Genomic DNA, 12,668 nt, shown 5'->3' with positions numbered 1-12,668 from the left:
ATGAAATCAGCGCAGTCGACGCTCGCTCGTTTGCAACCGGCCGGAACCCGCGCACGGACTCGCCGATGAGCAAGTCACGCTTCTCCGACCAGCGCGAAGCCCAACCCCGCCGCGACCCCGCCCTGTCGCGCCGTCGAGCCCTGCTCGCGATTCCGGCGCTCGGCGTGTTGGTGCTGATCCTGCTATGGACCGTGATCTTCGCGCGTCTGTCGGTCGAGAAAGAAGCCACCAATCGCGAGGCCATGGCCTCTGCCGCGATACTCTCCGCGGCGCTGGAGCAGCACACGGTCAAGGCGATTCACCAGGTCGACCAGATCACCCGCTTCGTCAAATACGAGTTCGAGAAAACCCCTGGGCATTTCGATCTCGCCAGCACGGTCGAAAAAGGCGTGGTGCAGAGCGAGACGCTGGTGCAGGTGTCGTTGATCGACGAACACGGCACGTTGATCGCCAATACGGCCGAACTCAATCCAAAACACATCGATCTGTCCGACCGCGAACACTTCAAGGTTCACGAGCACGAGAACGACGACCAGTTGTATATCAGCAAGCCGGTGCTCGGCCGCGTGTCCGGCCACTGGACCTTGCAGATGACGCGGCGTCTGAATCATCCGGACGGTTCGTTCGCAGGCGTCGTGGTGGTGTCGGAAGATCCCAGCTATTTCACCAGCGACTTTTATAACAATGCAGCGATCGGCCGCGAAGGCGTGATCGCGGTGATCTCGGACAACGGCACCGTGCTCGCGCGGCGCACCGGCAGCGCCGACAGCGCCAACGGCACGTTCTCGGCGAGCGGCACCTACCCGACCTCGGAACACGTGTCGGGCACCTACATCGATTCGATCGACAATGTCACGCGCATCGTGTCGTACCGGCATATCGACGGCTATCCGCTCGGCGTGCTGGTGGGTCTGTCGCAAGCCGAGGAATTCGCCGACTACAACCACACGCGCAACGTCTATCTGCTGATGGCGGGTTTCATCTCGCTCGCCATGCTGAGCTTCTTCGCGGTGGCTACAGGACTGATCGGCAAACTGCTCGGCCGCGAGCGCGAGATGACGCATCTGGTCGAATACGATCTGCTCACCGGTCTGCGCAATCGCTACGCGACGCTGCAGAGCCTGCGTCATGACGTCACGCAGCCGGCCAACCTCGGCTGTCTCGCGATTCTGTTTATTGACCTCGACAACTTCAAGACCGTCAACGACACGCTCGGCCACAACGCCGGCGACATCGTGCTGCAGATGACCGCGTCGCGCCTCGCTACCGCTGTCGGTGAGAGCGGCGCGTTGAGCCGCATCGGCGGCGACGAGTTCGTTGTCGTACTCAAGGGCGACGACGTCGAGAAGCAGGCGGTCGCGCTCGCCGAAGCGGCGGCGGACGTGTTCGCCAAACCGTTCGAAGTGCGCGGCAGTTCTTTCGTGCTGCATGCGAGCATTGGCATTGCGCTGTATTCGGTCGCGAACGAAAGCGAGATCGACCTGCTGAAAAAAGCCGACCTCGCGATGTACAGCGCCAAAGATGCCGGCAAGAACTGCTACCAGTTCTATTCGCCGCAACTGTCGCACCGCGCCGATCATTTGATGAAGTGGGAACAGCAACTGCGCGTGGCGCTGACCGAAGGTCAACTGTTTCTCGCCTATCAGCCGAAGATCGACCTGACACGCCGCTGCATCACCGGCTTCGAGGCGCTGGTGCGCTGGAACCATCCGCAGCACGGTTTGATTCCGGCGAACGAATTCATTCCGGTCGCCGAATCGACCGGCCTGATCGTGCCGATCGGCGACTTCGTGATCGAGACTGCCTGCCGGCAACTCGCGTTGTGGCAGCAACAGGGCTACGACACGCTATCGCTCGCGGTGAACATTTCGGCGGTGCAGTTCTGGCGCGGCGACCTGTATGAAACCATCTCGCACGCCATCGAGGAAAGCGGCATCTCCGCGCGCCGCCTCGAACTCGAAATCACCGAAACGGCGATGATGGAATATCCCGAACTCGTCTCCGAGAAGATCTTCGCGTTGAAGCGTCTCGGCGTGCGCGTCGCGCTCGACGATTTCGGCACCGGCTATTCGTCGCTGTCCTATCTGAACCGCTTCTCGGTGGATACGCTGAAGGTGGACCGCTCGTTCATCCAGGCCATTCCCGGCGACCGCAGCGTCTGCGTGATGGTCACCGCGATCGTCAACCTCGCGCGCTCGCTCGGGCTCACCGTGGTGGTTGAAGGCACCGAGACCGAAGAGCAGATCGCGTGGCTCGCCGCGCTCGGCCATATCGAGGCGCAAGGCTTCCTGTTCTCGCGGCCCGTGCCGGTGGAGGCCATCCCCGCGCTGCTGGAACGCTTCGGCGTATGCGGCATGGCTGGCCGTCGCACCACGCATGAAGCGGACAACGCCACCATCATCTCCAGCACGAGCGCCAGCGCCAATCCCTGAGCCTGATGGCGCGCAATGGCCTCACCACGGCCGCCTAAAACCGGCTACATTCACGCAGTACCGCATCACAGCGCGATGCCCGCCACCGGCCGCGCCACCCTATCACAATGATCCCGGAGGGTGGGCGCGCCGCGTGCCGGTCGCCCGCGGCGCCATGCAGACGATCACGAGCCAGGATGCCGCCCGACGAGGCGCACGAGAACCACTATGGACGCTATTCCGGGTCGTATTCGGCCTGTCGGCACTGTCATGGGGCGGCCTCGCGCTGATGGCGCAACTCGAAAACCACTACGTCGAACGCGAAGGGCGGCTGTCACGCATCGCCTTCTCCGATCTGATCGCGCTCGCGTGGATGGTGCCCGGTCCCGTGGGCTGCAATGTCGCCGTGCAGGTGGGGCATGCGCTGCGCGGACGCGCCGGCGCGTGGATCGCGGGCGTCGCCAGCGTGCTGCCCTTCTTCATGCTGATGACGCTGTTCGCGATCTTCTACCGCACCCCGTTCGTGCGCGCCGCCGCGTCGCAAACCTTGTTGAATCACTTCAGTGTCGTGCTGGCCACGTTGATCGCCGTCACCTGGTATAAGCAGGCGCGCGCGCTGCTGCGCGGCAAGCTCGAATGGATCGCGGCGGCGCTCGGCTGCGTGGCGCTTTTCTATGCGCGCAGTCCCGCTGCTTATGTGGCGATGCTCGGTGCAGCCTTCGGCGCGGGCTGGGTGATCAGCCCGATTCGCAATACGCGGCTTGTCGTGTCGTTCGGACGCGGCGACCGGCATCTGCTGATCGCGCTGTGCGTGCTGCTGGTGCTGTTCGCGGTGCCATTGCCGACCCGCTATGAACTCGCGCTGCTGTGGCCGCGTCTGGCGGGCGCCGGGATGACCTTGTTCGGCGGCGGCTTCTCCGCGCTGCCGGTTTTGAAGACGCTGTTCGTCACCCCGGCGATCGGCGTATCGGACAATGACTTCACGCTGGCGTTTTCTTTGTCGCCGCTGTCGCCGGGTCCGCTGCTGAACGTGGTGCCGTTTTTCGGCTATCTGGTGGATGGCTGGGTGGGCGCGCTGATCGCCACGCTCGCGTTATTCGTGCCGTCGGGCTGCCTCGTCGTGCTGGCGCAGCGGCATCTTCATCAACTGAAGGCGAATCCGCGCTTCGAGCACGGCATGCGGATGCTGCGCGCAGTGACCACCGCGTTTCTTGCGGTGGCGGTGCTGCGCATTGCCGGGCATGTGCCGTTCAAACCAGCGTATCTGATCACCGCGCTGTTTTCCGGCATGTGCTTCGTAAAGTTGAAGGTGCCGGTCTACGTGGTGTACGGGACGGTGGCAGTGGTGTGCGGGTTGTGGCTTGCGTATGGGGCGCTGCCATAGACCCGCTTGCCGTGCGCATTCGTAGCGCCGCCCAGGCTGCGCGGCAGCCTTGCCACGCAGCGGTCCTGCTTCAGGCCTGCAACATCAGAATCCGCGCGACAGCACGGCGACACCGATCGTCACCACGCCAAGCACGATATTGATCAGCACCAGACGCCGGATCGTACCGACCGCTTGCGCGCCGTCCGGCCATTTCTGCGCCTGCACCGCACGCCGAATGCGCGGGAACACCGCAAACCGGATATGCCCGAAGATCAGCATCATCACGATGCCGAGGCCGGCCATGGCATGCAACGGCCACGTGGCGTGACCGCCGCCGAATTGCATCAGCAGGAATCCGCCGGTGATCAGAATCACCAGCACCGCCGCCGCGACCCAATTGAAGAAACGGCTAAACACCGATTCCCACAAAGGCAGGCGTAATTGCGGCGATAAATCGGCAATGGCCGGGCGCAGACAGAAATGCGCGAAGATCATCCCACCCACCCACACCGCGACCGCGAGCAGATGGAGAAAGAGTGCGAGTTCGATAGCTTTGTTCATGTTGTTTTCCTCTCCCGACGACGCCATGCCGCTTATGACGAATAATATTTGCGGCGGCTATTGAGCGCATTCGACCGCGCGCTGTGCGTGCAGTTCCTGACGCGTGAGGCTTTTCCCCGCGGCGAGCGCCCCGCATGCTAGCAGAGGCTCGCCGCGCTCGAACGTCAAGCTTTGTTAAGCAGCCGGCACCGGACGCATACCATCGAGCTTCATCTTGCTCTCGGGCGTGCGTCCCTTGCGCGCCCGTTTGCCGACGTGCGGCGCGAGCGCGGCGGGGCCGAGCTTTTCTTCGTCGACGCGGCCACCGCGCCGCGTGCCGATCAGGATCACGCCCGCGTGATTGACCGACAGCGCCTGCACCAGCGTTTCGTTATCGTCGAGCCCCATCAGCGTGACGCCGCGGCCACCGCCCGACAGCGTCTTCATCTCGTCGAGGCCGAACACCAGCAAACGGCCGCCCGACGACAGACAGGCAATGTGCGTGGCATCCGGCAGCATCGGCATCGGCGCGAGCGGTGCGGCGCCGGCGTCGATCGTCATGAACGACTTGCCCGCCTTCACGCGGCTCACCATGTCGCCGACCTTGGCGACAAAGCCAAAGCCGTTGCTCGACGCGAGCAGCAAGGCCTGATCCGCGGATGCCGCGTAGTAATGCATCAGATGACTGCCCGACTCGAGTTCGATCAGCGACGTGACCGGCACGCCGTCGCCACGCCCGCCCGGCAGTAGCGCGACCGCCACCGAATAGACGCGACCGTTGCTGCCCCACGCGACCAGCGTGTCCGGCGTGCGGCACTGGAACGCCGCGTAGAGGCCGTCGCCGGCCTTGAACGTGAAGCCCGCCGCGTCGAGACCGTGGCCCTTCAGCGCACGCACCCAACCCTTCTGCGACACCACCACCGTGACCGGTTCGTCGACCACCCGCGCTTCGAAGGTAGCGCGCTTTTCCTGCTGGATCAGCGTGCGGCGCTCGTCGCCGTATTGCTTCGCGTCGCCCTCGATTTCCTTGATGAGCAGGCGCTTCATGGCCGATTCGCTGCCGAGCAGTTCTTCGAGCTTGGCCTTTTCGTCGCGCAGTTCGGCCAGTTCCTTCTCGATCTTGATCTTCTCGAGGCGCGCCAACTGACGCAGCCGGATTTCAAGAATGTCTTCGGTCTGCCGGTCGGACAAGCCGAACGCGGCCATCAACGCGACCTTCGGTTCGTCCGCTTCGCGAATGATGCGGATGACTTCGTCGATATTCAGAAAGACGACCATCCGGCCTTCGAGGATGTGAATCCGGTCGTTCACCTTCGACAGCCGATGACGCGTGCGGCGCGTCACGGTCGCGAAGCGGAACGCGATCCACTCCTGCAGAATTTCGCGCAGGCCCTTCTGACGCGGCCGGCCGTCGCCACCCACCATCACCAGATTCAGCGATGCGTTCGATTCCAGGCTCGTATGCGCGAGCAGCGTGTTGACGAAATCGGTCTGATCGATACGGCTCGACTTCGGCTCGAACACGAGACGCACCGGCGCATCGCGGCCGGATTCGTCGCGCACCGCGTCGAGCAGCCCGAGCATGGTCTGCTTGGTCTGCAGCTGTTCGGGCGTGAGCGTCTTCTTGCCGAGCTTGATCTTCGGGTTGGTCTGCTCTTCGATTTCCTCGAGCACCTTCTGCGCGGCCGTATTCGGCGGCAGTTCCGTGATCACCAGTTGCCACTGGCCGCGTGCGAGTTCTTCGATCTTCCAGCGCGCGCGTACCTTCAGGCTGCCGCGACCGGTTTCGTAGGCCGCGGCGATTTCCGCTTCGCTCGAAATGATCTGGCCGCCGCCCGGGAAGTCCGGCCCCGGAATGTGTTGCATCAATTCGGCATGCGACAGGTTCGGGTTGCGGATCATCGAGACCGCGGCGCCCGCGACTTCGCGCAGGTTGTGCGACGGAATTTCCGTGGCCAGACCCACCGCGATACCCGATGCGCCGTTGAGCAGCACGAACGGCAGACGCGCGGGCAGCAGCCTCGGCTCGTCGAACTCGCCGTCGTAGTTCTTCATGAAATCGACCGTGCCCTGGTCGATCTCGTCGAGCAGCAGCTTCGCGATCGGCGTCAGGCGCGCTTCGGTGTAGCGCATGGCCGCTGCGCCGTCGCCGTCGCGCGAACCGAAGTTGCCCTGGCCGTCGATCAGCGGGTAGCGCATCGAGAAGTCTTGCGCGAGACGCACCAGCGCGTCGTACGCCGACTGGTCGCCGTGCGGGTGGTACTTACCCAGCACGTCGCCGACCACGCGCGCGGACTTGACCGGCTTCGCATTGTCGGACAGGCCCATGTCGTTCATCGCGAACAGGATGCGGCGCTGCACCGGCTTCTGGCCGTCGCACACGTCCGGCAGCGCGCGGCCCTTGACCACGCTCACCGCGTACTCGAGGTACGCGCCTTCCGCGTAATTGCCGAGCGTCAGAAAGTCGCCCTCCGGGGGCGGCGGCGCGGTGAAAAGGTCGAGAGTGTTGTCGTCGTCCATCTAGATTCCGTATCCGTGTTTGGCTTGAAGTGTGTTCAGGGAGGTCGAGCGCGCTTCTACGCGCTCAGATGTCCGCTTCCACTTCATTGCCCTTTTCTTCCAGCCAGCTACGGCGCGAGGCCGCTTCGCCCTTGCCCATCAGCATGGTCATGCGCGCTACCGTGGCGTCGTAGTCGAGTTCGCCGAGCGCGACCGGCGTCAGACGCCGCGTGTCGGGGTTCATGGTCGTGTCCCACAGCTGTTCCGCGCTCATTTCGCCGAGGCCCTTGAAGCGGCCGATCGACCACTGCGTGTCGCGCACGCCGTCTTTACGGAGTTTGTCGAGGATCGCTTCGAGCTCGCCCGCGTCGAGCGCATACAGCTTCTGCGCGGGCTTCTTGCCGCGCGCCGGTGCGTCGACCCGGAACAACGGCGGACGCGCGACGCACACATGCCCGCGCTCGATCAGTTGCGGGAAATGCTTGAAGAACAGCGTGAGCAGCAGCACCTGAATATGCGAACCGTCGACGTCAGCGTCCGACAGAATGCAGATCTTGCCGTAGCGCAGATTCGACAGATCGATCTTGTCGTCCGGGCTATGCGGATCGACGCCGATCGCTACCGAAATGTCGTGCACTTCGTTATTGGCGAACAGCCGGTCGCGTTCGGTTTCCCACGTGTTCAGCACCTTGCCGCGCAACGGCAGGATCGCCTGATATTCCTTGTCGCGGCCCATCTTCGCCGAACCGCCCGCCGAGTCGCCCTCGACGAGGAACAGTTCGTTGCGGCCAATTTCCGTCGACTCGCAATCGGTCAGCTTGCCCGGCAACACCGCCACGCCCGAGCTCTTGCGCTTCTCGACCTTCTGACCGGCACGCGTGCGCGCCTGCGCCTGCTTGATGACGAGATCGGCGAGTTTCTTGCCGTGCTCGACGTGCTGATTCAGCCACAACTCCAGCGCCGGCCGCGAGAACGACGACACCAGTTTGACCGCGTCGCGGCTATTCAACCGTTCCTTGATCTGCCCTTGGAATTGCGGATCGAGCACCTTGGCCGACAGCACGAACGAGACGCGCGCAAACACGTCTTCGGCGAGCAGCTTCACGCCCTTCGGCTGCAGGTTGTGCATTTCGACGAAGCTCTTGACTGCCTGGAACAGACCGTCGCGCAAACCGGATTCGTGCGTGCCGCCTGCGGGCGTCGGAATCAGGTTCACGTACGACTCGCGCATCAGCGTGCCTTCTTCGCTCCACGCGACGACCCACGACGCGCCCTCGCCTTCCGCGAAAGTCTCTTCGCTCGTGCGCGAGTTCTCGACGAAACGCTCGCCCTCGAACAACGGGATCAGCAGATCGCTGCCGTTCATGCCTTCGAGCAGATAGCCGCGCAGACCGTCTTCGTATTTCCAGGTTTGCTGTTCGCCGGTTTTCTCGTTGATCAGCGTGACTTCGACGCCCGGCAGCAGCACCGCTTTCGAGCGCAGCAGACGTTGCAGTTCGCCGAGCGGCAGGTTCGGCGAGTCGAAGTATTTCGGATTGGCCCACGCGGTGACGCGCGTGCCGGACTTCTTGTCGCCCTTCACGGCGGAACGCACTTCGAGCTCTTTGGCGACGTCGCCATTGGCGAAGCTCAGATCGGCGACCTTGCCGTCGCGCCACACGGTGACGTCGAGGCGGTTGGACAGCGCGTTGGTGACCGACACGCCGACGCCGTGCAGGCCGCCCGAGAACGTGTACGCGCCGCCCGCGGCTTTGTCGAACTTGCCGCCCGCATGCAGGCGCGTGAAGACGATTTCGACGACCGGCACGCCTTCTTCCGGATGCAGACCGAAAGGAATGCCGCGGCCGTCGTCTTCCACCGAGACCGAGTGGTCCGCGTGCAGCGTGACGGTGATTTGCCGGCCGTGGCCGCCGAGGGCCTCGTCCGACGCGTTGTCGATGACTTCCTGAATGATGTGCAGCGGATTTTCGGTGCGGGTGTACATCCCGGGCCGTTGCTTGACCGGCTCGAGGCCCTTCAACACCTTGATCGACGCTTCGCTATACGCGGCGTTTGGCTTTTTCGTAGACATGGTTGACTCGGGTGCGGCGGTTCATCGTTGTCCACAGCTCCTGTGGACAGGTCCGTGGACAATGCGTTGACTTTTCAAAAAAAGCGAAACGAAACAACGGAGTTAGGTCTCGTGCCCGCCATGCGGGCATGCCTGTTCGCGGGGTATTTTACTGATTTCGAATCAGGCGGCAATTCACTACGTGCCGGATTGGCCATCTGGATAAGGGGCGACGTGGACGAAGACCCCGTTTTGATCTCGACGAGCGACGGCCGGCGGGCGCGCCGCGAAGCACAGCGCGCTGTCGCGCCGCGCTCGCGGCCGCCGCCGCCCGCGCGCATCACTTGCGACGGTTTTCCAGTTCGTCCCAGCGTTCCAGCGCGACCAGCAGTTCTTCGTCGATCGCGGCGTAGCGTTCAGTCAGGCGCGTGCCCTCCTGCGGGTCTTTCGCGAACACGGAACCGTCTTCCAGTTGCGCGCCGATGGTCTTCTGCTCGGCTTCCAGCGCGGCGATCTTCGGCGGCAGCGCCTCCAGTTCGCGCTGTTCCTTGAAGGACAGCTTGGCGGCGCGCTGCTGCGTATTGCGGGCCGCCGGTTCTTTGGACGCCGCGGCGTCTTTGCCCGCTTCTTTACCGGCTTCCTTCTGTGCCTCAAGCGCCATTTGCTGCGAGCGGTCGCGCTGAATCTGCCAGTCGGTAAAACCGCCGACGTATTCGCGCCACTTGCCGCCGCCTTCCGCCGCGATCACCGAGGTCGCGACGTTATCGAGGAACGCGCGATCGTGGCTGACCAGCAGCACCGTGCCGTCGTATTCGGTGAGCAGTTCTTCGAGCAGTTCGAGCGTGGGAATGTCGAGGTCGTTGGTCGGTTCGTCGAGCACCAGCACGTTAGCCGGCCGCGCGAACAGACGCGCCAGCAGCAGACGGTTGCGCTCGCCGCCCGACAGCGACTTGACCGGCGAACGCGCGCGTTCCGGCGCGAACAGGAAGTCGCCGAGATAGCTCATGACGTGCTTCTTCTGGCCGTTGACTTCGACCCATTCGCTGCCCGGGCTGATCGTGTCGGCGAGACTCTTTTCCAGATCCAGTTGCGCGCGCATCTGGTCGAAATAGGCGACCTGCAGATTGGTGCCGACGCGCACCGTGCCTTCGTCCGGCGCGAGTTCGGCGAGGATCATCTTGAGCAGCGTGGTCTTGCCCGCGCCGTTCGGACCGACGAAACCGATCTTGTCGCCGCGCATGACCGTGGCCGTGAAGTTGTCGACCACCGTGCGCGAACCGTAGCGCTTGGTCACGTCGGTCAATTCGGCGACGATCTTGCCGGACTTCTCGCCCTGGCCGACGTCGAGCCTGACGTTGCCCTGCACGTTGCGGCGATCCGCGCGCTGATTGCGCATTTCCACGAGCCGCGCGATCCGGCCGACGCTGCGCGTGCGGCGCGCCTCGACGCCCTTGCGGATCCACACCTCTTCCTGCGCGAGCAGCTTGTCGAACTTGGCCGCTTCGACCTGTTCGATTTCGAGTTGCTGCGCCTTGCGCGTCTGGTAAGCGGAGAAATTGCCCGGATACGACAGCAGACGGCCGCGATCCAGATCGACGATACGCGTGGCGACACGGTCGAGGAACGCGCGGTCGTGGGTAATGAAGAACAGGCCCGCGCGCAGTGAGACGAGCAGGTCTTCGAGCCAGCGAATGCCTTCGAAATCCAGGTGATTGGTCGGCTCGTCGAGCAGCAGCACGTCAGGCTGAACGACCAGCGCGCGCGCCAGCGCCACGCGCTTTTGCATGCCGCCCGACAGCGAACCGACGCGCGCTTCACCGTTCAGGCCGATCTGTTGCAACGTGGTGGCCACGCGCGTGCTCCAGTTCCACGCGTCCACCGAGTCCAGCGACGATTGCAGCGTGTTCATGCGGTCCATCAGCGCATCGTGCTCCGCGCCTTCCGGCTCGTCGGCGAGCTGATTGGCGACCACGTCGTATTCGTCGAGCAGCGAACGGGCGTGCGCGAGGCCTGCGGCGACCGCCTCGAACACCGTGTCGTCCGTATCGAACTCGGGTTCCTGCGGCACGTAGACCGTGGTCAGGTTCTGTTGACGCGTGACGAGGCCGTCGTCAGGTTTGGTCAGATCCGCGACGATCTTCAGCAGCGACGACTTGCCCGCGCCGTTACGGCCGATCAGCCCAACGCGCTCGCCCGCTTCGAGAGAGAAATCCGCGTGATCGAGCAACGCGACGTGACCGAACGCGAGTTGCGCCCCGGTAATGGTGTAAAGCGACATGGAGAATTGGAGAAGACAGCGATGAGTCGGAACTGCCCATTGTACCGGGCGCGCGGGGCGGTGCCTGTATGGCGGAAGAGATAGGCTGTTTGGCGGGGTTGTGAAACGTGGAACGGCCGGGTGAGCGGCCGGTTCGGCATCTGCGCCGAGCCGGCCGGCCTGTGCGATGCGCGATTACTTCACGTGTACGGTGATGGTCTTGCTCATTTCCGGACCGTACGAACGATGCATGCCGTCGCCGAACTGCAGCGTCAGCGTGTGATCGCCCGGCGGCAGCGTCAGATCGGTCTCGGTCTGGCCCTTGCCGAAGTGCAGCGACTTGTCGGTCGCGGGAATCACCTCGCCCTTGGGCAGCGGCTGACCGTCGATCAACAGATGATGATGACCCGTGCCTTCGGTCATCGTGCCGGCCGGCGCGATCTTCATGCCGTCGACGGCGAACACCACGTGCACGGGATTGCTGACGGTTGCGCCGTCCGCCGGCTGCACGAACGACACGCTTGCCGCCTGCGCCACGCCCGACACGGCGAGCAATCCAGCCAATGCCGCACCTGCCAGCCATTTGTTTTTGAACATCGTTTTTCTCCTTGTTGGAAACGAAAATGATGCGCGAACCGAGCCGGCGATAGCGGCCTGGCCGTCTGTGGCCGATCGTCGCAACCTGTGCCGGACACCCGGCGCGGCTGTCCAAACGACTGACTGTGGATCAGAGCATACACGCTGTGCGTGACGGAATTCGCGGGCAGTTCGTTGGCCTAGCGCGGGTTGTCGTCGGCGCTTTGCGGCGGCGCAGCGTCGGTAGTTTTCGGTCGAATTGACAAATTCCGGTAATATTGCGGGTCGCCGCCGTGCCTAAAAAAGGGGCAGACGGGCGGATCATTGCATTGAATAGAGAGAAGAGTACGTCGTGAGCGAAGTAATTGAAGTGACTGAATATAAGAGCTGGGTCTGCCTGATTTGCGGCTGGATCTACAACGAGGAAGAAGGCATCCCCGAAGAAGGCATCGAGCCGGGTACGCGCTTCGCCGCGATTCCGGAAGACTGGCGCTGCCCGCTGTGCGATGTGGGTAAGGCGGAGTTTGCAGTGGTGGAGTTTTGAGGGTTGCGTGAGCTTGCTCGTTTTCTGTGAGCTTTGAGTTTTAGCCTGGACACGCTGGGATAGTGGCGTGACGGCACGGTGGTTCTGACGGTCCGGCAGGGGTTGCCCGCTGGGCCGTTTTGCGTTTTGGGGTGGGCTTTTCGCGGGTTGGCGTAGGCTCGACGCTGCCCTCCTCGCGGCCGGGTCGGTTTGATATACTCTGCGCTCGCTGGTGAAGTTGACTCGCTCGATCCCGCAGTGCCCAACAAAAGGCCGCACGGGTCGAAGCGATCTGGTCCGGCTTCGGTCCCTCTCCCTGTAGTTCAATGGATAGAACAAGTGCCTCCTAAGCGCTAGATACAGGTTCGATTCCTGTCAGGGGGACCAAGAAGCATCCCAGCCTCTCCCGGATTTACCCAAGAAAGCCCCGCACGCCTTGCGCTGCG

At 63.5% G+C, this 12,668-nt stretch carries 8 protein-coding genes and 1 tRNA gene; 4 read left to right on the top strand and 5 right to left on the bottom strand.

Going from position 1 to position 12,668, the window contains the following annotated elements:
- Positions 1–65 precede the first annotated feature (65 nt).
- Entirely contained in the window at positions 66–2,432 is a 2,367-nt protein-coding gene (locus tag HWY05_RS28200; RefSeq protein WP_176060413.1) for an EAL domain-containing protein, read from the top strand.
- Between the two features lie 154 nt (positions 2,433–2,586).
- On the top strand, positions 2,587–3,795 hold the full coding sequence (locus tag HWY05_RS28195) for a chromate transporter (protein ID WP_035562089.1): 1,209 nt from the start codon (positions 2,587–2,589) through the stop codon (positions 3,793–3,795).
- Positions 3,796–3,879: 84 nt separating this feature from the next.
- Here the strand turns inward: HWY05_RS28195 and HWY05_RS28190 are convergent, their stop codons facing one another.
- The 5 genes from HWY05_RS28190 to HWY05_RS28170 all read right to left on the bottom strand — a co-directional run bounded on the left by HWY05_RS28190 (position 3,880) and on the right by HWY05_RS28170 (position 11,720).
- Complete coding sequence (locus HWY05_RS28190) at positions 3,880–4,338, bottom strand: CopD family protein (RefSeq protein WP_035552051.1); 459 nt, start codon at positions 4,336–4,338, stop codon at positions 3,880–3,882.
- A 174-nt stretch (positions 4,339–4,512) separates the two neighbouring features.
- A complete protein-coding gene (parC, locus tag HWY05_RS28185; RefSeq protein WP_035552056.1) occupies positions 4,513–6,837 on the bottom strand; it encodes a DNA topoisomerase IV subunit A in 2,325 nt (774 codons plus the stop codon).
- A gap of 64 nt (positions 6,838–6,901) precedes the next feature.
- Complete coding sequence (gene parE, locus HWY05_RS28180; protein WP_176060412.1) at positions 6,902–8,887, bottom strand: DNA topoisomerase IV subunit B; 1,986 nt, start codon at positions 8,885–8,887, stop codon at positions 6,902–6,904.
- 319 nt (positions 8,888–9,206) lie between these two features.
- Entirely contained in the window at positions 9,207–11,144 is a 1,938-nt protein-coding gene (locus tag HWY05_RS28175) for an ATP-binding cassette domain-containing protein (protein ID WP_035552062.1), read from the bottom strand.
- A gap of 174 nt (positions 11,145–11,318) precedes the next feature.
- Positions 11,319–11,720 (bottom strand): DUF4399 domain-containing protein, encoded by a 402-nt coding sequence (locus HWY05_RS28170; protein ID WP_035552065.1) that lies wholly within the window; start codon positions 11,718–11,720, stop codon positions 11,319–11,321.
- 331 nt (positions 11,721–12,051) lie between these two features.
- Here HWY05_RS28170 and HWY05_RS28165 point away from each other — a divergent pair, with 331 nt between their 5' ends.
- Positions 12,052–12,243 carry a rubredoxin gene (locus HWY05_RS28165; RefSeq protein ID WP_035552069.1) on the top strand — a complete coding sequence of 64 codons (192 nt, stop codon included), beginning with the start codon at positions 12,052–12,054 and terminating at the stop codon, positions 12,241–12,243.
- 291 nt (positions 12,244–12,534) lie between these two features.
- Positions 12,535–12,609: transfer RNA gene (locus tag HWY05_RS28160), tRNA-Arg, on the top strand.
- Positions 12,610–12,668 lie beyond the last annotated feature (59 nt).

The organism is Paraburkholderia sp. BCC1876 (assembly GCF_902833695.1).
Classification (GTDB): Bacteria; Pseudomonadota; Gammaproteobacteria; order Burkholderiales; family Burkholderiaceae; genus Paraburkholderia.
Note: the sequence above shows the minus strand (reverse complement) of the source record. Positions and strands in the feature narration are given on the sequence as shown.